Consider the following 23,765-nt stretch of genomic DNA (forward strand, 5'->3'; position numbering starts at 1 on the left):
CCTTCGTAAATCGCATGTCGGTTTACGGACCGAAAGGAACGCTTATCCCATGACTTTACCGGATCTATCCACGAAACGGCGCCGTCTGCGGGCGCCGTTTTCTGTTCCCGGCGCGCTGCTGAGGCTGGATCTCTGCCTATTCATTATGCTCATGCTGTTCAAGCTCGCGCTCTTCGACCGGCTTGTCCATGTGCCCTACATGGATATGAATCGCGACGACCGTATGGTCGCCGTCGGCACGCTGGCGCTGATTGCGTTCTGGACGTTCTGGCTGCCGAGGCGCGGCAGAATGCTGGCGCTGATCCTGCTCAATCTCGCGTTGACGGCGCTCGTGTACTGCGACCTGCTCTATTTTCGCTACTTCCAGGACTTGATTACGATCCCCGTGCTGATGCAAGCCGGCCAGGTCGGCGAGCTCGGAGACAGTATTCATACGCTGCTGTCCCGGCGCGACCTGTGGTTCTTCGCCGACTGGCCGTTCCTGCTGCTTCTCGCGGGCAGCTCGTTGTTCGGCAAACGGCTGCGCGGCGCATTCCGAACAAGCACGGCGGCCTTCCGTTCCCGCAAGCAAACAGCCGTACGCCGAGTCGCCATAAGCGCGGTCGTGCTCGCCGTCGGCTTCATGCTCGTCTTCGTGCCGGTGCACCGTGCGCAAACGACGTGGGCCAAAGGGCTGTTCACCGGCAACTGGTGGAACCTGTCCTTGTACAACGTCACCGGCGTGCTCGGCTTCCACGGCTACGATCTGTACCGGTACGCGGACGAGCATTGGCTGCGCGGCAACGCGGTGACGCCGGAGCAGACCGCCGAGGCGAAGCAATGGTTCGCCGACCGCGGCCATACGCGCGACGAGCTGGATCGAACCGATCCGTTATACGGCCGATATAAAGGCAAGAACGTCGTTCTCATTCAGCTGGAGGCGTTCCAAAGCTTCGTCGTCGGCCAAAACATCGGCGGTCAGGAAGTAACGCCGAACATCAACCGGCTGATGAAGACATCCCTGTACTTCGACAATTTCTATCACCAGACCGCGCAAGGCCGAACATCCGATGCGGATCTTGCCGCGAACGCGTCGCTGCAGCCCATGCCGACCGGCTCCGTCTTCACCCGGTTCGCCCAGCACGATTATGACAGCATGGCGAAGGTGCTGAAAATGAACGGCTATCAAGCAAATGCGTATCATGCCTATGACGGCGGCTTCTGGAACCGGAACCTGATGTACGACACGCTCGGGTATGACCATTTCTACAGCAAGACGGCGTTCAATATCGACGAACCGCTCGGCTGGTCGCTCGGCGACAAATCGTTCTTCAAGCAGGCCGTCTCGATGATGAAGACGCAGCAGGAGCCGTTCTATTCATTCCTGATCTCGCTGTCCAGCCATCACCCCTACACGCTGCCGGCCGCCGTTCAAACGCTCGACGTCGGCGCGTTCAAAGGGACGATGTTCGGCGATTATTTGGAGGCGATTCATTACGTGGACGCGGCGATCGGCGAAATGGTCGACGAGCTAAAAGCCGCAGGGCTATGGGATCAATCGATCTTCCTGTTCTACGGCGATCACGACAATTCCATCGCGGACTGGCAGCCGTTCGAATCGTTTCTCGGCCGTCCTTTGAGCGAAGCCGACCGGTTCCGCATCCTGAAGGGCGTCCCTTTCCTCGTGCATCTGCCGGACGATGCGCGCGCAGGGACGTACCACCAGGTCGGCGGCCAGCTCGACGTGACGCCGACCGTGCTTCACCTGCTCGGCATCCCGAGCGGCGGTCAGACGATGATCGGCACGCCGCTCGTCACGGAGCAGCCGCTCGCCGGCAAGCAAGTCGTCTTCCGCAGTGGCGGCTATACCGACGGCAGCGTTCTCTACCTGCCCTCGGAAGACGGGCTCGAGGCGCATAGCAAATGCTACTCGTTCGCGGACGGCAAGCCGCTCGCCGATTCAAGCGCCTGCCAGGCTGGCGCGGCCGAAGCGCGCAAGGAGCTGCAAGCATCGGATCTGGTCGTGGAACACGACCAGGTGCCCGCCATGCACGCCAACGCAAAAGCCGGCACTGTTACTGGCACCGGCACCGGCTCTGGCACCGACTCTGCCTCCTCTGGCGCCAGCGCCGGTATCGCCTCCATCACCGCAGGCGCGTCCATAGTCGCGACCGCCGAAGTGGACACCGGCATGACCACTGGCGTGACCAGTGACACGACCCATGGTATGACCCGAGGTACGGCCACTCATGTGGCCGCTAGTGCGATAGCACCTGCCCGGTGACGACGATAAGTGAGTTAATTCAAACGCAATTTGATTTTCAAGCCCTTCCTAGATCTCATCGAAAAAAAGACCTCGAAGCTCCGCTTTACAGTGGATTTCCGAGGTCTTTCGTTTATTTCGTGCATACAGGAACGTTTCCAAGTCACGCAAACACATACTATCATGCGTACACGGACCGGTCAGCCTCTCGGGCATCCGAACGCCGACGGCCGCATGCTATTTCTTGATGTACTTGCTTGCCTTCTCGATCACTTCATCCTCGGTCGGCGCCGTGATGTAGCGGCCGTTGATGAAAATGAACGCATAGCGCGCGCAAGGTCCGCAGTAGGACTTGCACGCGACTTGAATTTCCGCGTCGGGCGCCAGCTTCTGCAGCTTCGGCAGCATCGACTTCGTGCGGATATGTTTGCATTTGTCGCAAATGCGTATATCGTTCGTCATGTTTCTCTCCCCAAACCGGTTTCTATTAGTGGTCGCCGTGGTTGCCTTGGGTTGGGTTCGAAATCATGAAGCCTTCCTGCGGCACGTAGAAATAATCGATTCTTACGCCGTCCAGCAGCTCCACGCCTTGCTCCAGCACAACCTTGATGTCCTTGTCCGTCTCGATGACTTCGTCATTCGCGCCCGCGTCGTCCATCTTCATGCCGTAGTGGGCATGATCGCCGTGGGAATGCGTGACGAATACCCGCAGGAATTTGCCTTCGTTCTCCGGTTTATCGATTTCTTCGCGAAGCACCTTCGCGGCGCTGCGCGTAATTTTGACTTTCATTGCTTCTTCATCTCCTTAAGGATGGCGCCTGCTTGCCAGGCTCATGCCCTCTTCGTTAGGCAACTTTATTTATTATATTGTATAGAAACCTTGTCCATTGTTCAACCGCTACTTCGGAATCCGGCTATATTTTCGCTCCATGTATCGGGTGTAGAATTCCGCGGCGATCATCGTGACGGCAATATCATCGATCGGCACGAACGGCATGACGTCCGGCAGCACCCAGTAGAGCAGCACCGGCACCACGTACAGCAGCTTGTCCAGCAGTCGAACTTCCTTTGCCGTCAGCAAACGGAAGATTCGGACGAACACGTTCCGCCAATGGCGGAGCGACCACAGTTTGCGCATAGAGCCCGCCTCCTTCTTGTGCTTATTATAGCACAAGAAGGTGTAACGACAGTCGCCGTCCGCGTGGCGGCACGGCGCGTTTCATGCAGGCATATGAGATGCCGGTGCGCAGCGGAAACTCATTCTTGCTTCTCTTGCGCACGGGCCGCCTCCAAAGCGGCCGCCAGCAGCATTCGCACTTCGTCGTATAAATCCGGGAACGCCTCGACCGGCAGCGGATTGACGCCGTATCCGATCTCCACGGTAAATCCGGGTTTGCGAAATTGCAAAATAAACCAGTCCTTGTAGCCCGCGTCGCTGCCCGACAGCTTCACGGGCTTATAGCCGCTGTCCTTACCGAGCTTGCGCGCGATCCGTTCCGATTCGGGAGGCTCGTAGCCCCGGTAGTTCCAATAGATCTCCTGTCCCTGCGTATGCAGGGCGACGACGAGATCGAATCGCTGCTCGGCCGTGAATTCGGCCAGCGCTCGCGCTTCCGGCTCCGACAACGGGTTCGGGCCGGGGTAATCGCGCGGTCCCGGGCCGTCGTTGCCGCGCCTGGACGTCTCCTCCTCCCAGAACGCCGGGAATTGATCGTTCAGATCGACGCCGCGAATATTCGCCTTCCACTTGTTGAACCGGTCGGAGCCCTTATTCCAACGGAGCAGCTCCGCCGCATGCGGATGATCCGGCCGCAGGCCCTCCTGGGCCAGCTCGGCGCCGTCGGGATTGACGAGCGGCACGACCCAAAGCGTCACCCGCTGCAGCAGCGCCTGCATGTCGATGCCGCAGAGCTTCTCGCCGGACGAGGCCGCCCTGGCCGCATCCTCGAGGAACGTCATCAAGAGCGGCGTCGTGATCCACTCGTTGGCATGCATTCCCGCATTGACGTGGAGCTTGATCGGGCCTTCGCCGAGCCGAATCGCGATTAACGGCTTGCCCATGACGCTTGCGCCGATCTTCTCGACTTGCAGGAACGGATAGGCCTTCAACAGCGCCTCGGCATCGGCCGTCAGTTCGCGCTGTCCGTATTCGGCGCGGCCGTCCACGATCCGTCCGCTGCCAGCGCACGGCATCGTCAGCAGCGCCCCCGGCAGAAGCTGCTTCAGCTCCTGATGCCGGTTCGCGCTGATAATATCTTGCAGCGACAGGCCGAATTTGCATGCGATCCCGAGCAGCGTATCGCCGGGCTGCACGCGGTAAATAAAAGCCGTCTGCGCGGGAACGGACAGCAGAAGGCCTGGGGACAACGGCTTGGCGGAGGACAATCCGGGATTCGCCGCAAGCAGCGATTCCTTGTTGACGTTGAACATGCGGGCGATGCGAAGGAGCGTATCGCCGGGCTGCACGACATAAGGCAGCATGGGATCACCTCGATCATCGACTTGGTCTGATCTAGCCTGGTCTTGGTCCGGCCACATGCTACATGCTATGCCGCCGCGCTCCGGCGCATGCCAGCCAGGCGCATATCGGCAAGGCGCATTCCGCCAGACGCAAGCCGACCCGGCGCCTATCTGCCAGGCGCAAAACCAAAACCGCCGGCGCTCTACGCGTCCGGCGGTTTCGAATGCCATGCTTCGGCATGCTCTATCCGATTTTGGGCACCTGCCAGACGACAGGCGTCAATTCGATCTGTTCGCCGAGCCACTGCTGGGCGATCATGCGGAACATCCGGGCGTCGCCGCTGCAGAAGAACTGATGCACCGGCAGCTCGCCCTCGCGCGTCAGCCGGTTGCGGTCGTGCAGGATCGTGCTGATCTCGCGGGCGGTTTCGTCTGCGGAGCTGATCAGCATAACGTCTTTCCCCATGACGGACGCAATCGTGTCCGACAAGAACGGATAGTGGGTGCAGCCCAGGATCAACGTGTCGATGCTGCGCGCCTTCAACGGCTGCAGCGAGGTTTCCACCGCCTCCTGCGTCTCCTGCGATCGGAAATTGCCCTGTTCGACAAGCGGCACGAACCGGGGACAGGCCAGGCTTATGACGTTGATGGACGGCGACAGCTGCTTCAGCGCATGCTCGTAAGCGCCGCTGCGAATCGTGCCTTCGGTGCCGATGACGCCGACGATGCCGGTTAGCGTACGGCCGTTGGCCGCGCGCGCGCCCGGATGAATGACGCCGACGACGGGAATCGCCACGCGCGAGCGGATATCTTCCAGCGCAACGGCCGTTGCCGTGTTGCAGGCGATGACGATCATTTTCGGACGGAATTGTATCAAATAGTCGACGATTTGCCTGGTAAACCGAATCACTTCTTCGGCCGGCCTCGGTCCATAGGGCGTGCGGGCCGTGTCGCCGAAATACATGATTTTCTCCCGCGGGAGCTGGCGCATGATCTCCTTGGCCACCGTTAATCCGCCTACGCCAGAATCCAATATTGCGATCGGTTGCTGCACGGACACACCGCTTTCTTGAACGTTTTGACGGGGCTTCAATACATAAAACCTCTACCCCCGGCCGCGAAGATGATCGGCCGCGATTAAAGGCAAGTTGGTTCGCATCAAGAATTCACGCTTCCCCGCAGACCAGGAAACGAATAAATTCTTATGTGGTAAGATATGACTTCGCGAATGAAAAGGTACCTGCATATTAGCGCACTAAAAAGACAAGGTACAACACGCGCAGGCCGACCCGCCCGTATAGACGACAAGCCGTCCCGGCTGCAAAGGCTGTCGATGACAGCGCTCATGCAGCCGGGACGGCCGGATGTGCAATCTTAAATCCGTTGATCGCGTTTTAGTTGTATGCAGGGAGCCAGCTGCCGTGCGCTTCGATCAGGTCGTCGCACATTGCTTTGATGTCGTCCATCGACAGCTCGGCGCTCGTGTGCGGATCCAGCATCGCCGCATGGTAGATGTGATCGCGCTTGCCGGTGATGGCCGCTTCGATCGTGAGCAGCTGCGTATTGATGTTCGTGCGGTTCAGCGCGGCGCATTGCGGCGGCAGATCGCCTACGAATGTCGGCGTAATGCCGTTGCGGTCGACAAGGCAGGTAACCTCGACGCAAGCTTCCTTCGGCAGGTTCGTGATCAAGCCCGTGTTCATGACGTTGCCGCCGATGCGGAACGCTTCGTTCGTCTCGATCGCTTCGAAGATGTAGGACGCGTATTCGTGCGTGCGCTTATGCTCCAGCTTCGGATTGTTCACGATCTCTTCCTTCAGCTTCTTCCAGTTGCCGATCTGCTCGATGCAGCGGCGCGGATATTCGTCCAGCGGAATGTTGAAGCGTTCGATCAGCTCCGGATAGTTGCGTTTGATGAAGTACGGGTGGTATTCCGCGTTGTGCTCGGACGACTCCGTAATGTAGTAGCCGAAGTTAAGCATCATTTCGTAGCGGACCATGTCCCAATGCTTCTCGTTCTGCTTCTCGCGGGCGCGGCGCTTGATTTCCGGATACAGGTCGACGCCGTCCTTCGTCACTTCAAGCAGCCATGCCATATGGTTGATGCCGGCGATCTTCGATTGAACGCCCGTCTGATCCAGGCCCAGGCTGTCGAACAGGCCTGATACGCATGCTTGCACGCTGTGGCACAGGCCGACCGTCTGGATGCCGCCGTACGTGTTCATGACATTCGTCAGCACGGCCATCGGGTTCGTGTAGTTCAGGAACAGCGCGTCCGGACAAACCTCCTGCATGTCTTTGGCGAAATCAAGCATGACCGGGATGGTACGCAGGTTGCGGAAAATGCCGCCGATGCCGACCGTGTCCGCGATCGTTTGGCGCAAGCCGTATTTCTTCGGAATTTCGAAGTCCGTGATCGTGCACGGATCGTAGCCGCCGACCTGGATCGCATTGACGACGTATTTGGCGCCGCGAAGCGCTTCCTTGCGGTCGGCGTACGACTTGATGACCATTTTGCTGCCGACGGTGTTCTTAATATGATTCAGCATCGTTTCCGATTCGGAAAGGCGTTCCGGATTAATATCGAACAGCGCGATTTCAAAATCCTGCAGCGCCGGCGTAAGCAAGCAATCGCCCAGCACGTTTTTGGCAAATACGGTACTTCCTGCTCCGATGAACGTAATCTTCGGCATGATATCCTCCTCGATATAAGCCCGCTTGTAAGCGGATTAATGTCTTCTCCTATTCCCTACTATAGAGCAACGAACATTGACTTGAGTAGGAATTAAAGCATTATAAATATGTACATTTGTATTATTCTTGTTTAGACTGGAAGAGTCAGTATCCAGTGAAAGAAGGCGCTCGCACATGACTCAACCCGCTGCTCCCGCGCGAGGCAAGACGCGGAATCCCGACCATTCCAAATTCACCGTCATGAACAATTCGCAGCCGGCCCAAGGCGAGCTCTCCGTGCTGTTCAGCGGCGAAGGCAAGACCGTTCCCGGCCACGGCATCGGACCGGCCGTCCATAATTACTACCTGATCCACACCGTTATCGGCGGGCGCGGCAAATTCGAAATCGACGGCCAAAGCTATAGCTGCTCGCGCGGCGATACGTTCATCATCTTCCCGGACGAGCTGTTCTCCTACGTCGCCGACGAAGCGGAACCGTGGCATTACGTCTGGGTGGCGTTCAAAGGCCATGCCGCCGAGCATTTGCTGCTCAGCCTCGGCTTCTCCGCCGCTTCGCCCGTCGTCCACGCCAAGGATATCCGCGCGCTCGCCTCGCTGTACCGCAAAATCAGAGGCACGCTCGAGCTGACGCCCTATCCCGAGTTGGCCGACCTGGAAGCGAGCGGCCATCTGCGCGTGCTGCTTAAGGAGCTCGGGCTGCTGAACGACGGGAAGCTCGTCTTCAATTCGTTAGCCATTCTGCCGGATATCGAGCGCCAAATCAAACGCGCCGTGCGCTGGCTGTCCTTTCAATACGCCCAGCCGATCTCGATCGAGGAGCTCTCCCGCAGCCTCGGCTACCATCGCACGCATCTGTCCAAAATGTTCAAGCAGGTGACGGGCGTGTCGCCGATGCAGTTTCTGCTCAAGGTGCGCATGGAACGCGCCAAGGAGCTGCTGAACGATCAGCATTACTTGTCCATCGACCAAGTCGCCTCGTCCGTCGGCTATCCCGACGCGCTCTACTTCTCCAAGCAATTCCGCAAAGCCTTCGGCTGTTCGCCCTCGGAATACCGCGCGCAGGCAAGGAACCGGTAGCCTGCCCTGAAACGCCAAAAAAGGCTTTGCCGCCGGTTAGTTACCGGCAGCAAAGCCTTCTCTCGCTTAAATGTCGCGTACTGCGACCCGCGATGCCAATCTCGGCGGTTAGTTGTTCGCCATCTCGAGCTGGCGTTCGGTCAACTCTTCGCCTGCGTTATCCTTCACGTTCTCGACGACGTCCTTGACTTGCTCGCCGGCTTCTTCCAGCTTCTCTTCGGCGCCGGAACGCCAGCTGCGGACATTGTCCACTACCGAGGATGCGGTTTCCTTCGCCTTGGAAGCCGCCGTGCTGGCGGTCGAGCCTACTTGCTTGGCGATTTGAACCGTCTTGTCGCTTACTTGGCCGGCAATGCGGGATGTATGCTCCGTTACGACTTGCGCGCCGTCGGCGAGATCCTTGCGGAGTTCCCGGCCGGATTTTGGTGCGAGCAATAATGCCGTTACGGAACCGACTATGCCGCCTGCGATTGCGCCGAACAGAAATCCTTTGCTTGCGTTTGCTTTTGCCATTGTGGAACACTCCTTTGTAATTGAGCCGCGGCGTTCCGCTGTCGCTTCGGGGCGCCGCCGGCTTCCGTTATGGACTGTTCGCCGCCAATTGGGAGGACGGCTGCACAGTCGGCCATTACTTCATATCTTGCCCTTGCTCATACCCCGAGCATGCAGCCGTCTGGCTTTCTTTCCGCTTGTTCTGCCAGAAATGCCATACCGCATACCCGACTTCGGCCCAGCCAAGCGCATCCGTAATGCCGTGCTTTACCTTCTCGCCAGACGTTCTGGCATAACGGTCGACCGTGTCGTTCAGCTCGTTGGAAATCCGATTGACGGTGAATGACAGTTGGTTCGCCGACTCTCCGATGCGCTTCGTAGCTTCCGTCAGCTTCTTTACACCATCCATCGAATGCTGAACCGTCCTTACCGTTTCCGTAACCGGGTCGAGCAGATCGCTGACCTGAGCGACGGCAACCTCTGCCCGTCGTTCAAGCGATTCCGCCAGCTGCATTAATTTCCCCATTCGCTTGTCGACCGAGCGCAGCCACAGCAGCACGCCCGCAACCAAAATCACGAATGCGGCGGCCGCCGCGCCTTCAAACCAGATGACCATTCACAGCACCTCCGTTCCAATCTGCTGCACGATCGGGCGAATGCCCAATTCGTATTAGTAGTATAAACAGCATGGGCTTGACTTGACACAACTTCGGGCAGGGTCACGACAAAAAAACACGGGGCTTCTGCCCCGTGCCGGTCGTCCGATGCGTATTGATGTCATGCGCCGGCAATGCGATAGCTGCATTTGCCGCCGCCTTTCGCCAAGCATTCCGTCCGTTCCACTTCCGTGCCGAGCAGCTGCTCGAACAGCGCCAGCTCGCACTGGCATGCCTGCTGATAGCGGTTCGCGACATGCGCGATCGGACAATTGTATTCATGCAGCACAAGTCCTTCGGCGTCATTCTCCATCTGAACCATATAGCCGCCGTCGTTCTGAATGACCGCCAGCTCCGCCACTTTCTCCTGGAGCGTCTTGCCTTCCATGCGGTGGGCATACCGGTCGAACAGCTTGCGCTTGCGGCCTTCGAACAGCTTGCCGATGACGACGGCCGTCTCCGGATCTTCTTCCAGCTCTTCCAGCAAGTCCAGTGCGAGCACATGGTAGTTCTTCGGAAACAACAGCTCGGCTTGCTCGGTCAGGCTGAACATATGCGTCGGCCTGCCCATGGCTTGCCTGACGATGGTCGGCGCAATCAATCCGTCCCGCTCCAGCGTGCCGAGATGGCGCCGTACGGCCATTTCCGTAATTTGCAGCTGTCTGGCGAGCTCGCCGGCGTTCATCTGACCGTTCGTCTTGAGCAGCGTCAATACGGTCTGCCGCGTCGAGCCTTCCTGCCGAACCGCCTGTTCCTTATGCATAAACGGGATTCCGTTCGATTCCAATCCATCCACCGCCTCTGGCTTCGAAGCCATCTTCCGGCTTATGCCAAGCCGTGCTTCCGGCTATCAAAGCCTTGCTTCCGACTTGCAAAGCCGTGCTTCCGGCTTCTGCAAAGCCGTGTTAATGACGCCATTGTAACGCATTTCCGCCGATTCGTAAATCGGCGAACGGCGCCATGCGGCTATTCGCCCAGCTCGCGCAGCAGATAGGCTTCGACGGCTTCCTTGAAGGCGGTCAGTATGTCCGGCAATGCCGCCGCAAGCGGATGAAGCGCCTCGCGTTCCCATTCGTAGTAGTCCTGGACAAGCGGCCGGCGCAGCTTGACCAGCTCGAGCAAGGGCTCGCTCAGCGATTCCGGGAACACCTGCTCCCCGGCAATAATGGTCACGAGATCTTCGTAGCTGCTGGCGTCCCGCATAATGAATCCGTCGATCAGATAACTGCCGACATCGGTTACCGCTTCGATGCCGAGATGAATCGCCCGTTCCTGCGCCATCCCTTGAATCAGGCTGCCGTCCCAGTTGGCGCACAGCTGGCGCAGCGCTTCCGCCACTTCCGGAATAACGCCAAGCCGTATCGTAATTTGTTCGCGATTGACGTAATACATGTATCGTACCTCGATTTCTTTGTTAAGACCGTTTATTTTTACGCGCTTTGCGCTTGAGCCAGATCGTCATCACGATCAAACTGATGATGATCACGATCAGATAGGTCATCATTTCAAACACGTCACCCATACGTTTCTCCTTGACCGCCCTTACGATTCGTAGTCGACGCTGACCGATGCTTCGCGGACTTCGGCCATATGCGCGATTACCTTCTTATGTTCCGGATGAACTTGGTAGGCGTTCAGGTCGTCCATCGAATCGAACTTGGTCACAAGCGCGATGTGGTACGAACGCTCGGAATGGAGAATGTCGGTGCCGACCTCGATCGAACGCAGCTCGTCGATCTTGCCTTCCATGTTCTTCAGCACCTGTACGGTGCGTTCGACGCTCTCCGGGCTGCCGTCCTTCAGTTTGAATAGCACGATATGCGTAATCATTGATAAGTTCGCTCCTTCATAAATAGTGGTCGGGATGCGCTGCACCCTTTTGTCACATAATAACGCAAGGTGCCGCTATTCGGCAATCTTCCAGCAAAGGAGATCAGCGCATGCGTTATCCGGTAACGATCGCAGCAACGCTCATCGGCGTCGCTTTATGCCTTTACAATTCAACGGGCTACGACCCGCACAACATGGTGCTGTTCATGTTCAGCGTCCCCGCCTGGTTCACCGACATGATCGTGGACATTCATACGGTCAATGTCTATCTGATGTACGTATTGACGGTCGCCTCCTGGGCGCTGCTCGGCTTCATATGCGACTGGGGCATCGCGAGGAATCGTAATCGCCGACGCTCCTATGATTGACAGGGCCATGATTGCAAAAAAGGAGCCGCGCGGGCTCCTTTTTTGTTGTATTCAACGATCGTGCCGATCCCGATTAAGCCGGATCGACGATCAATACGGATTTCATATCCAAGTGGCCGGTGCCGCACATAACGGCGCAGTGCATTTCGAACGTGCCGGCTTTGTCGAACGTTACTTCCTGAGACATCTTATCGTCTTTCAACTCGATACCCAGGTCCGGGATGGCAAGACCGTGAATACCGCTCTTGTTCACGAGTTCCAGCTTCACTTTATCGCCTTGCTTGACGTGATATTCCTTTTGGTCAAATACGAAGTCCTGAGAAGCTTCCACTTTCAATAAAGATTCGCCTGGAGGCAGCGACGCAGCCTCGTCAACCGGCTTGGAAGGCAGCTGAGTCGTCAGCAGAACGACACCCAAAACCGAAGCCGCAACGAATACGACAAACATAATCCACTTATGCATTGCTACTTGCTCCCCTTTTCATCAAATGTCTACTTCTTATATTACATAAGATCGTCCATTTTTCTCAACCTTAAACTGTGTCCGCCGCTAAACTTTTTTCACTTTATGACAAAACGATGAACGTTCGGGAACAAAATGCATCCAGCGCTGGCGGATTTTACCGTACCGCGGCAAGACGGGGAAGAACGGCAATAAACGCCGATTCGTCAGTGCCGCTTGATTTCAAAATAGCCTTTCAGAAGCCGCTCCGCTTCCGCCTTCACGAACGCCCACGGCATCGAGAACGAGCGCTCGCAGCCCATGCAGCGATAGCTCGCGGCCAGCGATTCCTTCGTCCGCCGCTCCTCGAAGGCGCCGATTCCGCTCGCTTTGAACTGCATGCGCAAGCCGGCCAGCTCGAGCAGGACGCGATCCTGCAGCCCGCGCATCATGGACTCGTACAGCCGCGGCAGCTTGGTCGGCGCCGTCCCGGCAACGCGGATATCATGCTCCAGAATGACATTGACGATTCCGAGCAGCGCGTAATGCTTCACGAGCGCAAGCTCCTTGCCGAGCCGGGCCGACGTTTCGACCTTCGCCGCATCGGCCGTCGGCACGGCCGCAGGCTCATTGCCGGCCTGACCCTGATTCCCGGCCGTCCGCACGACCGCTCTTCTCTTGCCGGGCTGCGCCGACGCTTCGGCCGCCCTCGCATCCGTATCCAGCACCATACGTCTCCTCCAAGCTCCATAATAAGAACGTTTGTTCCCATTATAACAAGCCGGATGCCGAAACGCAATCCGCCGGTTCGGAAAGCGGTTAACGACGAAAAGGCTATCCGTTGCAGGATGGCCCTGCAGGATAGCCCGGTCTTCGAACGTCGCGCGCCGCTACTTCTTTTTGAGCACCTGGATCAGCTGACGAAGCCGGTCCGGCATCGGAACGCCGATTTCGCCCAAATTCTCGGTGATCGAAATCAGCTCGTTGGCTAAATAGAAGTAGATCGTTCCACCCATCGTGATATTGTTCAAGTCAAGCAAAATATCCATCCGGTGGGCCAGCAAAACGACCAGCAGCATAATGCCTTTGCGCGCCAGTCCCCACGCTCCAATGGTACTGCTCAGTCCTCTCTTCGTACGCATTGCCGCAGTGATCCCAGTCACGTAGTCGATCCCCATGGCAATGAGCAGGACGGTCAGGGATTCAGGCCACCTTCCGAACGAGAAGACGAGCAGAGAACCGATCACGGCCGACGCGCCGCAAACTATCGTATTCGGCATTCTCTCCAAGCTCCCTTCCGCATTCACTGCCCTACAATGTATGCGGAAGGGAAGCAGGTTGTCCGTTCGAATGTCCACCGTCCGTCGCGTTTTCTCCAAAGACCCGCCTATACCGGCTTTATCGTTCCGTTTACTTGGCGATGAAGCGATAGACGGAGCTGAAATAATCGCCATGCGGCCGTTCCTTCGCAACGCCCGCGTACATCAGCTCGTCTCCGCCGGCGACTTCGCTTGTTCCGATCCACTCGTACCGAAAATCGGGGTTGAGCCCCTTCAGCTTCAGGCGGTCAAGCGGCGCGTTCGCTTCGTTCAGGACGACGACATGGACGACAAGCGCTTCCCGCTGATCCGGAGAGACGAACATCCATGCCGTCTCGTTGCCTTCGAACGGGCTGAGCAGGCGGTAGAAGCTGCCGTATTGGACAAGTCCGCGCACTTCCTTCACCAGCGCCACCTGGCGCTTCACTTCGTCGATCTCGGAAGCCGTGAACTTCGTCAAATCCAATTCGTAGCCGAAATTGCCGGACATCGCCACATCGCCGCGTGTCTTCAGCGGCGTATTGCGCTCGACCTGGTGATTCGGCACGGCGGATACATGCGCGCCCATGGCGCTTACCGGATAGACGATGCTCGTGCCGTATTGGATTTTCAGCCTGCTGATCGCGTCGGAGTTGTCGCTGGTCCACGTCTGCGGCATATAGTACAGCATGCCGGGATCGAAGCGCCCGCCGCCGCCGGAACAGCTTTCGAACAAGACATCCGGGAATGCCGTCGTGATCTGCTCCAGCACGTTATAGAGGCCGAGCATGTAACGATGAGCCGTCTCCCGCTGGCGGTTCGCCGGCAGCAGCGCCGAGCCGATTTCGGACATGTTGCGGTTCATGTCCCATTTTACGTACGTGATCGGCGCGCTGCGGAGAATGCTGCCGATCGCCTCGACGATATATGCCTGCACGTCCGCGCGGGACAGGTCGAGAATCAATTGCCGGCGGCCTTCCGAGCGGCGGCGGCCAGGCACGTGCAGACACCAGTCCGGGTGCGCCCGGTACAGGTCGCTGTCCGGGGATACCATCTCCGGCTCGAACCAGAGCCCGAATTGAAGGCCGTGGCTGCGGACGCGCTCCGCCAGGTCCTCAAGTCCGTTCGGCAGCTTCTTCTTGTCGACGACCCAGTCGCCGAGCGAGCAGTTGTCGCTGTCGCGGCGGCCGAACCAGCCGTCGTCGAGCACGAACAGCTCCAGGCCGAGCTCGCTGCCCGCTTTGGCGATGGATTCGATTTTGTCCGCGTTGAAGTCGAAGTACGTCGCTTCCCAGTTGTTGACGAGAATCGGACGGACCGCGTCGCGGAATGCGCCGCGGCACAGGCGCGTCCGGTACAGCTCGTGGTAGGTGCGGGACATGGCGCCCAGTCCTTCATGGGAGAATACCATGACCGCTTCCGGCGTTTGGAACGACTCGCCGGCTTCCAGGCGCCAAGAGAAATCGAACGGATTGATACCCATATAGGCGCGGGACGTATGGAATTGATCCACCTCGACGCCGCCGGCGAAGCTGCCGCTGTACACGAGGCTGAAGCCGTAGACGTCGCCGTGGTCTTCCGTCGCCCCCTCGGCGAGCAGCGCGAAGAACGGGTTGTTCATATGGCTGCTGGAACCGCGCCGGCTCTCGATCGCCTGTACGCCCGGAACGAGCGCCCGCTTGTGGACGTAGCGCTCGCGCGCCCACGCGCCGGACAGCTGCAGCAGCTCGTAGCGGTCATGCGGCAGGTCGACGCTGAAGCTGAGCGCCCGCGTCAGCTGCATGACGTCCGCGCTCGCATTGATCAGACGCGCCGAACGGATTACCGCGTCGAACGCTTCGAAGACGGTATAGGACAATTCGACCTTCAACCCGGCGATGCCGTCCTCCAGCGTGACGATGAGCGTCTCCGCTTCGTCCGCGCTTTCGGCGTAGACGGCCGGAAGGCCATCCAAGACCGGCTTGCCGGCCTGGATCTCGTGCGAGACGTACAGCAGCTCCGTCACGGTCGTGCCGTTCGGCAATTGTACGGCATAAGCCGGGTTGCGGAAATCGGTAGAGCCGTAGCCGGGATATTCCTGCGGCAGCGTATCGAGCGAAATCGTGCGATCCTCCGGAACCGGATTCGGACAGAACGACGCGCGCTCGACGCGCTGCAGCAGCCGCTCCGCGCTGCCTTCTTTTATTTTGCGCCCCCAATACACATGGGCCGGAAATCCTCCAAGCGATTGAAACATGTAACTCATCGAGCGGGTTTGCAGATGAAACAAACCGTTATCGGCATTGTACGTTATCGACATCTCAGAACATCCTCTCTATGGAATAAACGATGCTGGCCGCATAAATCGGCAATCATGCCAGACGTCTACAAGTATAGGCCGTACAAGCCGCACATGACATGGACGCTTTTAGCGATCATATGGAGCTTTGTCGGATCGGATGCCTTCCATTGCCGGCCGGCTACCGCAGCTCGAACACGCCGGAATATTTCAAGCCGATTCGGACGTTGACTTGCAATTGCTTCTCTTCCGGCTTCCAGCCGGCCTTCGCCAGCTTCCGCCATGCAGGCAAGTGGTAACGATACAGAATTTCCTCGAAGTTATACAGGTCGACGCCTTTCTTGACGCCGGCCGCATACGTATCTTGAACCTCCGCTTCGATCTGTTTCTCGGCGTTCTCGACAATCGACGAGCGCATGATGTCCGGGGTGATTTCGTTAAGCGAGCTGCGGACGCGGATATCGAGCTTCAAGACGGGCTTGCCGTCCCGGGTTTCCACGATGCGCCGCGGCTTCAGGCTTCGAATCGTGATGCTTGCGACGCCGTTCTCCCCGTTCACCGTCATGACGGCACGGTTAAAATGCTTGCTGACCCACTGCAGGCCGCGCGCCTCGCTAATGCTGAAGAACACCGGCCGCTGCTTCTCCTTGAAGGCGAACAAGCCGTTCAGCTGCTCCATCCGCATATTGCCGTCCCGGTCGCGCCATGCCTTGGTCGTGACGGAAACGCTCGGCAGGAGCGTCGTTTCGGCCGATTCATTGTAAGAATCCACGAACCGCTGCATCGTCACCGGCTTGAACAGGCTGTCCTGCCGGTACAGCAGCCTCGGCTCGTAGATCATGCTCGCCAGCTGCGAGCGCTCGAAGAAGGCGTTCGAGACGAATAATTTGCTCACCGGCTCCTTCGTCCCGAAAATCCATGCCGTATACCGCGATACGCGCACGCGATTCAGCGCGTCGAGAATTTCGTCCATCTTGGTCATGGCCGGCTCTCTCACGATGACGACCTTCAGCTGCTCCAGACTGAGCTCGATCTGCGACGTGAAGGCCAAGCTTGCGATCGCCGCGTGCAAGCTCTTCCCTCTGCCCGTTCCGATCCACGTATTGGGCGTCGTCGGCGTAATGCTCTCCGTCTTCGCGATCGCCGCGAAATCCAGCAGCTGCAGCGTCACGATGAACAGACCGTCCGCATAATCGACGCCGATGCCCGTCACGAACGCCTGGTCGGCCAATTCCTTGGAATCCCAGCAGCCGCTGAGCAGGCATTGCGCGGCGAGCAGGCCGGCCAGCAAGAGACGGCGCATCGCCCGGAACGTCATGAGCTTCGTTTGGCGCGGTATTTCCATGGCAGCTGCAATACGGCGGTGGCCAGTTTTCGGAACGAGATCGGCGCCAGCGGCTGCATGTACGGCATGCCGAACGATTCTAACGAGCACAGATAGAGCAGGACGGCGAAGACCGAGACGAAGAAGCCCAGCAAGCCGAGCACGGCCGAAAATGCGATAATGAACAGCCTTATGACCGTCACGGATCCGTTGAGCGATTGATTGACGAGCGTAAACGTCGATACGGCCGTTACCGCCGTAATGACGAGCATCGTCGGCGAAGTCAGTCCCGCGCGGATCGCCGCGTCGCCGACGATCAAGCCGCCGACGACGGTCACGGTCTGACCGACGGCGCGCGGCAGGCGGACGCCCGCTTCGCGGAAAACCTCGAACATGAACATCATGAGGAACAGCTCCATCTGCGGGCTTAATGGCAGCCCGAAGCGGGACATCGTTACCGTTGCCAGCAGCGTGAACGGCACTTGGTCGTTGTTGTACGCGAGCAGCGCCAGCCAGAATCCCGGCAGCATGCCTGCAAGCAGGAAACTGATTAGCCGGATCAACCGTTCGAACGAGACGAAATAGAACGGCAGGTAGGCGTCCTCCGGCGATTTGACGAGGTATGAGATATTGACCGGCGCGATGAGCGCCGCCGGGGAACCGTCGACGACGATCGCGAAACGCCCGTTCATGAGCGATTGCACCACGAAGTCGGGCCGGCCTACGTATTGGATCGTCGGCACCATCGCGACGGAACGGTCGGCGATCATGACTTCCAGCTCTCCGGCGCCGTGAAGCACGAGCACGTCGATGTTCCGCAGCCGATGCCTGGCTTCTTCGACGACCTGCGGGTTCGTAATGCCTTCCATGTGCAGCAAGCAGATCCGGGTTTGCGATTCGCTGCCGACCGAGAACCACTCCATCGCCAGTCTCGGCGTGCGCAGCCGCGTCCGGATGAGCGACAGGTTCGTCCCGATCGCTTCGACGAAGCCGTCCCGCGGGCCTTTGACGGACAATTCCAGCGTCGATTCCTCGATGCTCCGCGAAGGCTGTCCCGGGCATTCGATGGCATACGCGCTGCCTGTCGAATCGGCCAGCAGCATGATATCCCCGGCGAAGAGCCGGTCGAAGAACGGCTTGCCGGCCTCGCCGACTTCGATCGGTTCGACGAGCGGATTGACCTTCTCATCGAGCAGCAGGCTGCCGTCGCTGCCGAACAAGGTCGTCACGAAATTGAAATCCACCATCCCCGGCACGTAGAAGACGGTGTAGTGAAGCCTGCCTGTCTCGTCGTCTCCGCGGCGGACGACTCGTCTTACGGTCACGTCGCCGCACCGCTCCAGCTGCGCGCGGAGCCGATCACAGGTTGTTGGCGTATCCGGCTTCATCGCTTGGCGCTTGCTGCTCGTTGTCATCCCGTTCCCTCCTCTTCGGCTTCCCGCTGAACGATAGCAGCCAGATTACGGTCGTCACAAGCACGATAATGCATAGATCGACGAGAAATATGAGCTCGATAACATGCTCGGTCTTGATCATCCGCGGCGATGCCTGCTGCACGATGACGATGTAAACGACGCAGATGACACCGATGAACCAGAGACGGCCTTTCCGCTTCCGAATCGGGATCAGCTCCATCATCAGCACCAGCCCGAGCGCAACGCGGATGAAGGCGCCCGACATCCATTGAAAAATCGCGAAGAAGTCGACGTGCTCGAAATATTTGCCGATGGATACGAGCCGCCACTGCGAGAAGGCGGGGTAGCGGAGCTTCTCCGCCTCGATCGGTCCGAATTCGGTAATGGCGCCGATGGTCGGGCCCAGCATGAGCAGCATGATGAAGGCGCAGAACGCGACCAATTGCCACAGCTTGACGCAGTTTTTCATATAGTGCTGCAGGAATAGGAAGAGGAAGACCTCCATCGCGCAGCTGATGGCGTACAGCATGCCGCGCAGCGGTCCGCCCCAGCCGTGCTCCAGCATGGGCAGCAGATTGCTGTAGTCCTTGTGCGGCATGTTGGCGCTCATGACGAAGTCGCCCAGGACGACGACGACCGGCAGCAGCAAGCAGGACATGTAGGCGATCGCGCGCAAGCCGCTGAGCGCCGCGAACGCGATCAATATCATCAGGACGCTTTGCACGACGAGATCCGGCGTCAGCGGCAGAAACGTGGCCGACGCCCAGGCCGTCGTCTCGGCGAAGGACTGTAAGCTGGTGAGCAGCAAGAAGACGAGAATCGGAACTACCAGAACCCAGGCGCCGATCGGGGTCATCCTCGTTCGGAGCCACACGCGGATGCTGGCCTGCTGCGTTCGTTTCATCGTGCCGCTAATGATAACGGACAGCCAAGGCAGGATCGCGGCGAACGCCAGCATCGAGCACATCCATGCATCCCGGCGGCTGACGTCGAGTACCGCAGGGAGGACGATCACATGAGACGACAGTCCGACGGACAGCGACATCATCATGAAGACCGGCCAGTGGCCGAGCGATCTTTCCTTCATTGGGCAGCATCGCCTCCGGTTGTTGGTTTGGCATAGTTTTGCCAAATCCGGCATAAAAAACTCGGCTGACCTGATGTTGGATCACGAGTTCCGTTACGATGGGCATGCTACATGCTTCTTTGCAGGTCTCGAAGGTCTTTCCACGAGATCAGAGTAATCCGTTCCCTGTCGATCAATTGTTGCATATCAGGATCATTCAGGAGACGATACTCCAATTCTCTCTCGCTGTAACAGCTCGTTATCGTTCGTAACCGATCGGTTATTCGGGCTGGATGCAGCGTCAGTTGGGTGATTCCAGGCTTCGTGTTCTTGATTATTTCGGCTAACTGTTGCTTCATTTTGCCGTATGCCACGACGGGCGTGCAGCAATAAGGGAGCGAGACGATATCGTCGATTAACAAGATTCCCCTTTCGTTTGCCGAAGCGATTCTATTCTGAAACATCGCTTGCTGAGCCGGATTGAAAAACGGTTGTTCCGCTGCCCTGGCAGGTAAAAGAAAGGGAAGCCGGTACTTGCCGCATAAGTCAAATGCCGGTTCTAAAAAATCCCGGCCCGCGAATAATCCCATGACGCTCCCCGCATGGCTGTCGAGATGGGTCGGATCGATGCCTTGCGAGATGGCTTTTTGAATCTGCGCTTCCATTTCCAACAGAACCTCCTGCTCGTCGGCATTTCGCTCGAAGAAGGACACATCCGCGTGAAAGCAGCCTTCCGCGGTGATCAGGCTCGTCAATTTTCTTGTAGCGCAGACAGGCGTGTAAGGGTTTGATTCATCGCTTGTAAGCGTAAGGTGGATGCCAATATTCGTTATCCCGCTTCGCTTGCTAAGCTCCATAGCTTCAGCGGAATCCGGGCAAGGAATCATAATCGATGCGGACGTTATCGATTGTTCTTCGAACAAGTTAACAATGGCTTCGTTGGTGCCCTGCGTTATGCCGAAATCGTCTGCATGGATGATTAACAACCGGTCACTCGCCGTATAGCCCATTTTACGAATCATGGATGGCCCTCCCGTAATGAGTTGATAAAAACGAACATATTAGAACGAACATAAGGAGCGAAAATAATGAAATCGAAATAAAGATACGGAAATAATAACGATACGAAAATAAAGATACGGAAATAAAGATACGGAAATAAAGATACGGAAATAAAGACGGAAATAAAAATAAGGACGCAGTCACCGGGAAGTGATTGCATCCTTATGAAGCGAAGTATGAAGAACGTAGTTCGCGTTTACACGATGACGCCTTTCTTGAGAATAATGTTGGCGTATTGGGCGCCTTCGCCGGTAGCGACGATGGCGTACGCCCCGCGCGCCCGCTCGTAGAACGCGAAGCGCTCCACCGTTTCGAACGGCGCGTTCAGTCCGGTCCGCGCCTCGATCACGGAGCCGTAAACGTCCCAGATCGGCGTCGCCACCGTGTCGCCGGGAACGACCTGCATCAACGCGGCCGGCTTGTCCACGTACTGATCGAGCGGAAACAGCCGAAGGATGGCGTCCAGCAGCTCCGGAATCGGGTGGCCGTCGCAGCGGACCAGCCGCTGCGAGTGGCTTGCCGCCGGGAAGTTGGCGTCGGCGAGCACGATCTCGTCGCCATGCCCCATTTCCATCAACAGTTTAAGCAGCTCCGGGGAAATGATTTTGGGAATGCCAAGCAGCATGAATGATTCCTCCTCATGAATAATGGATAAGGAACAGAGCGTTCGCAAGCGAGATCAAGCGCACGCAGGCGGTTTTCATTCGGGCAGCACGTTGGCGATGCCGATATCGTCAAGCATCACCTTGCCCTGGTCGCTCTTGAAATAGAAGGTGATGCGCGACAAGCGGGCGGGATCGAACCCGCTCTCCGCCGACCGGAACCGGTCGAGCGGCAAGCTGTACGTCTGGAACACCGGTTCCGTGGGCTCCTTGTACTTGCCGTTCATGGCGCGCTTCTCCATCCACGGGAACAGCGTGAAATGCGTATACGGAAGCGGCGTCACGGCCTTGAAATCGGACAGAGGCATCCGCACGACGGCGCCGTTGCGGCTTGCGAGCTCGACGTCGATATCCGGCAGCGGAATGCTCGAACCGCCGCTCTTCCGCGCATTCTCATCGAAACCGGGCAGATCTCTCTCCAAATTCGTCATGTTGAAAACGAATTCCTGCGCGGACGACGCCGTGAACGATTGCGGCAGTTCCAGCGTATAGCTTCCGTCGCCCTGCTTCCACTGCAGCACCGCGCCGCGCGTGCCTTTATCGTTGCCGTTGCGGTCCTCCGCCGCCTCCTCGGTCCACTGCAGCCGGTCCGCTTTGGCGGTTACGCCGTTGTCCAGCTTCGCCTTGTCGTAATCGCCGTCGATCCGGGCGATCGGCACGAAGCTGCCGTCTTCGTAGCGGTTCATGTAGGTCGCTTCCGGCAGCCATTCGCCGCCGGCGCGATAATCGCTGAACAGCCGTCTGTACTGCTCGTTGCCGTGCAGCGCCGTCTCCAGGAACGCCGATACGTACACTTTCGCCACCTGGCGCTGGTCGCCGGCATCCATCATCTCGTCTTTGCGCAGCAGCAGTCCGCCCGGCAGGCTGTCGTCCATCGTGCCCCAGCTCGTATTGAACCGGCTGTGATTCGCTTCGCCGATGTATAACGTCGACTTGAACCGATCCGATCCCGGCGTAAACCTGGTGCGGATATACTGCCGCTCGCCGCCGAAGGAATCGACGTCGCCGTCGCTCGCGCCTTGCAGCGACAAATAGTACGTGTCCTTCAGCTGCGCTTGCTGCTTGTCGATGCTTATGTCGGTCGGCGCGATGGCAATGACGGCTTGGATATGGATCTTGTCCATGCCGGCAAGCGTCTCGTCCTTGGCGAACCATTTCGACCGGTCGGCCGCCATGGCGACGGCTTGCCCGCCGCGCGAATGGCCGATCAGCGCCACTTGTCCGAGGTCGACCCGGTGATAGAACGGGCTTCCCGCCTGATCGTTGAAGCTTGCGATCTGCTGCAAATGCTTCAGCAGCATCCATGCGCGGACTTTGTAATCATTGTCGGGGATATTGCCCCAGAACGAATAGTTCAGGAAATTCTCGTCCACCGATACCGCAATGAAGCCCCGGCTTGCCAGCATTTCGCCCAGATAAGCGTAGCCGTCGTCCGAGAACTGCTCCATCAGATGATTGCCGTGCACGATCAGCACGAGCGGGAACGGTCCGTCGCCTTCCGGCATCCAAACCCGGCCGTTAACCGGAAGTTCGGTTTCGTCGAAGCCCCAGAACAAGCTGCGCAGCCACTTCCAGCGGTGGATGTACGCCGAAGCGTCGACCGTCGCCGACTTCAACGCCGCGCCGGAGGCGAATTCGCTTCGCTTCGTATCCGTGCCGCTGCCGTACGTGAACGACTTCACGGGGTACGTTCCGTCATCGGCCGGGTTGTCCGCCATGATCTGCGCGACTTCCGGCTCCGCCGTGACGAGCTGCGCGTCGGCCGGCACGTCCCCGTATACATTGATCGGCCATTTGTCAAAACTAAGACCGGTCGCCGCAATGACGACGACGAGCGCGATTTTCATCGCCGTCGGCACCCGCCGATGGATAAGCAAGCCGACGAACAAGCCGCCGGCCAAACCGATGGCCGGCAGCACGATGGCGCATGCCAGCGACATCCAGTCGCCGAGACTCGCTTTGTCGCAGATAAACCAGACGGCATAGCCGGCGAAGGCCGCGATGCCGATCGTAAGCCGCGGCACGGGCACGTAGCAGATCGACAGCGCGAAGGCGGCGACGATCCCGGCCGCGCCCATCGCGATCGTGCCGGCCAGCACGAAGAGCGCCGCATCGAAGACGGCGCCGAGACCTGTCGGCATGCCGAGCGCCGTCACGGCCAGCAATGCGGAAAACACGGCCCAGAGGCCCACGATGCCCGCGCGCCAGACTTGCGTGTCGAACCGGAGCGTCATCCTGCCCCGGCGAACAAACCATGCTGCAGCCCGCTTCCACAGCGAATCTCTCTGCGGAGGCACCGGCAGCGGCATATATGAAGTTTCCAGTTCCAGATCCATAAGCAGCTCCTCGTCGATGCGTCGTGGAAAGGCTGTAAAGCCATACTGTAGGCTGTATATGAA

General features: G+C 58.4%; 24 protein-coding genes. 3 read left to right on the forward strand and 21 right to left on the reverse strand.

Annotated elements, in window-relative coordinates:
- Nucleotides 1-49 precede the first annotated feature (49 nt).
- The gene (locus tag GXP70_RS20490) at nt 50-2,263 is read left to right on the forward strand and encodes an LTA synthase family protein (protein ID WP_162358550.1); all 2,214 of its coding nucleotides are present in this window, start codon (nt 50-52) and stop codon (nt 2,261-2,263) included.
- Between the two features lie 216 nt (nt 2,264-2,479).
- Here GXP70_RS20490 and GXP70_RS20495 read toward each other — a convergent pair whose 3' ends face one another.
- From GXP70_RS20495 to melA, 6 genes are all read right to left on the reverse strand, one after another.
- Nucleotides 2,480-2,704, reverse strand: a complete 225-nt coding sequence (locus tag GXP70_RS20495) for a YuzB family protein (protein ID WP_162358551.1) — start codon at nt 2,702-2,704, stop codon at nt 2,480-2,482.
- 25 nt (nt 2,705-2,729) lie between these two features.
- Complete coding sequence (locus GXP70_RS20500; protein ID WP_162358552.1) at nt 2,730-3,032, reverse strand: HesB/IscA family protein; 303 nt, start codon at nt 3,030-3,032, stop codon at nt 2,730-2,732.
- A gap of 108 nt (nt 3,033-3,140) precedes the next feature.
- Nucleotides 3,141-3,380, reverse strand: coding sequence for a hypothetical protein (locus GXP70_RS20505; protein ID WP_162358553.1), 240 nt, complete (start codon nt 3,378-3,380; stop codon nt 3,141-3,143).
- Nucleotides 3,381-3,499: 119 nt separating this feature from the next.
- The gene (locus tag GXP70_RS20510; RefSeq protein ID WP_192043378.1) at nt 3,500-4,723 is read right to left on the reverse strand and encodes a M14 family metallopeptidase; all 1,224 of its coding nucleotides are present in this window, start codon (nt 4,721-4,723) and stop codon (nt 3,500-3,502) included.
- A gap of 223 nt (nt 4,724-4,946) precedes the next feature.
- A complete protein-coding gene (racE, locus tag GXP70_RS20515; protein ID WP_162358554.1) occupies nt 4,947-5,756 on the reverse strand; it encodes a glutamate racemase in 810 nt (269 codons plus the stop codon).
- Nucleotides 5,757-6,096: 340 nt separating this feature from the next.
- Nucleotides 6,097-7,395 carry an alpha-glucosidase/alpha-galactosidase gene (melA, locus tag GXP70_RS20520; protein ID WP_162358555.1) on the reverse strand — a complete coding sequence of 433 codons (1,299 nt, stop codon included), beginning with the start codon at nt 7,393-7,395 and terminating at the stop codon, nt 6,097-6,099.
- A 175-nt stretch (nt 7,396-7,570) separates the two neighbouring features.
- Here melA and GXP70_RS20525 point away from each other — a divergent pair, with 175 nt between their 5' ends.
- Nucleotides 7,571-8,473 carry an AraC family transcriptional regulator gene (locus tag GXP70_RS20525; protein ID WP_162358556.1) on the forward strand — a complete coding sequence of 301 codons (903 nt, stop codon included), beginning with the start codon at nt 7,571-7,573 and terminating at the stop codon, nt 8,471-8,473.
- Between the two features lie 108 nt (nt 8,474-8,581).
- Here the strand turns inward: GXP70_RS20525 and GXP70_RS20530 are convergent, their stop codons facing one another.
- From GXP70_RS20530 to GXP70_RS20550, 5 genes are all read right to left on the reverse strand, one after another.
- A complete protein-coding gene (locus GXP70_RS20530) occupies nt 8,582-8,986 on the reverse strand; it encodes a YtxH domain-containing protein (RefSeq protein WP_162358557.1) in 405 nt (134 codons plus the stop codon).
- A gap of 115 nt (nt 8,987-9,101) precedes the next feature.
- Nucleotides 9,102-9,581 (reverse strand): DUF948 domain-containing protein, encoded by a 480-nt coding sequence (locus GXP70_RS20535; RefSeq protein WP_162358558.1) that lies wholly within the window; start codon nt 9,579-9,581, stop codon nt 9,102-9,104.
- Between the two features lie 161 nt (nt 9,582-9,742).
- A complete protein-coding gene (locus tag GXP70_RS20540) occupies nt 9,743-10,384 on the reverse strand; it encodes a helix-turn-helix transcriptional regulator (RefSeq protein WP_162360584.1) in 642 nt (213 codons plus the stop codon).
- A 203-nt stretch (nt 10,385-10,587) separates the two neighbouring features.
- Entirely contained in the window at nt 10,588-11,013 is a 426-nt protein-coding gene (locus tag GXP70_RS20545) for a DUF86 domain-containing protein (RefSeq protein WP_162358559.1), read from the reverse strand.
- Nucleotides 11,014-11,163: 150 nt separating this feature from the next.
- Nucleotides 11,164-11,451, reverse strand: coding sequence for a Dabb family protein (locus GXP70_RS20550; RefSeq protein ID WP_162358560.1), 288 nt, complete (start codon nt 11,449-11,451; stop codon nt 11,164-11,166).
- 110 nt (nt 11,452-11,561) lie between these two features.
- Between GXP70_RS20550 and GXP70_RS20555 the strand changes: the two genes are divergently transcribed.
- Nucleotides 11,562-11,819, forward strand: coding sequence for a hypothetical protein (locus tag GXP70_RS20555; protein WP_162358561.1), 258 nt, complete (start codon nt 11,562-11,564; stop codon nt 11,817-11,819).
- Between the two features lie 73 nt (nt 11,820-11,892).
- On the opposite strand, the gene GXP70_RS20560 is transcribed toward GXP70_RS20555, so the two are convergent.
- The 10 genes from GXP70_RS20560 to GXP70_RS20605 all read right to left on the reverse strand — a co-directional run bounded on the left by GXP70_RS20560 (nt 11,893) and on the right by GXP70_RS20605 (nt 23,702).
- Entirely contained in the window at nt 11,893-12,282 is a 390-nt protein-coding gene (locus GXP70_RS20560; RefSeq protein WP_162358562.1) for a cytochrome C oxidase subunit II, read from the reverse strand.
- A gap of 206 nt (nt 12,283-12,488) precedes the next feature.
- Entirely contained in the window at nt 12,489-12,992 is a 504-nt protein-coding gene (locus GXP70_RS20565; RefSeq protein ID WP_162358563.1) for a YhjD family protein, read from the reverse strand.
- Between the two features lie 159 nt (nt 12,993-13,151).
- Nucleotides 13,152-13,541, reverse strand: a complete 390-nt coding sequence (locus tag GXP70_RS20570; RefSeq protein ID WP_162358564.1) for a phage holin family protein — start codon at nt 13,539-13,541, stop codon at nt 13,152-13,154.
- A gap of 130 nt (nt 13,542-13,671) precedes the next feature.
- Nucleotides 13,672-15,858 (reverse strand): alpha-galactosidase, encoded by a 2,187-nt coding sequence (locus GXP70_RS20575; protein WP_162358565.1) that lies wholly within the window; start codon nt 15,856-15,858, stop codon nt 13,672-13,674.
- Nucleotides 15,859-16,018: 160 nt separating this feature from the next.
- Nucleotides 16,019-17,182, reverse strand: coding sequence for a Ger(x)C family spore germination protein (locus tag GXP70_RS20580; RefSeq protein ID WP_162358566.1), 1,164 nt, complete (start codon nt 17,180-17,182; stop codon nt 16,019-16,021).
- Nucleotides 17,152-18,576 (reverse strand): spore germination protein, encoded by a 1,425-nt coding sequence (locus tag GXP70_RS20585; protein ID WP_162358567.1) that lies wholly within the window; start codon nt 18,574-18,576, stop codon nt 17,152-17,154. The genes GXP70_RS20580 and GXP70_RS20585 overlap by 31 nt, the downstream gene beginning before the upstream one ends.
- On the reverse strand, nt 18,521-19,663 hold the full coding sequence (locus tag GXP70_RS20590; protein WP_162358568.1) for an endospore germination permease: 1,143 nt from the start codon (nt 19,661-19,663) through the stop codon (nt 18,521-18,523). The genes GXP70_RS20585 and GXP70_RS20590 overlap by 56 nt, the downstream gene beginning before the upstream one ends.
- Nucleotides 19,664-19,770: 107 nt before the next feature.
- A complete protein-coding gene (locus GXP70_RS20595) occupies nt 19,771-20,664 on the reverse strand; it encodes a polysaccharide deacetylase family protein (RefSeq protein ID WP_162358569.1) in 894 nt (297 codons plus the stop codon).
- Between the two features lie 236 nt (nt 20,665-20,900).
- Nucleotides 20,901-21,329 carry an RbsD/FucU family protein gene (locus GXP70_RS20600; RefSeq protein ID WP_162358570.1) on the reverse strand — a complete coding sequence of 143 codons (429 nt, stop codon included), beginning with the start codon at nt 21,327-21,329 and terminating at the stop codon, nt 20,901-20,903.
- A gap of 75 nt (nt 21,330-21,404) precedes the next feature.
- Nucleotides 21,405-23,702 carry an alpha/beta hydrolase family protein gene (locus tag GXP70_RS20605; protein WP_162358571.1) on the reverse strand — a complete coding sequence of 766 codons (2,298 nt, stop codon included), beginning with the start codon at nt 23,700-23,702 and terminating at the stop codon, nt 21,405-21,407.
- Between the last annotated feature and the right edge of the window lie 63 nt (nt 23,703-23,765).

The organism is Paenibacillus lycopersici, from assembly GCF_010119935.1.
In the GTDB taxonomy this organism is placed as follows: domain Bacteria; phylum Bacillota; class Bacilli; order Paenibacillales; family Paenibacillaceae; genus Paenibacillus_Z; species Paenibacillus_Z lycopersici.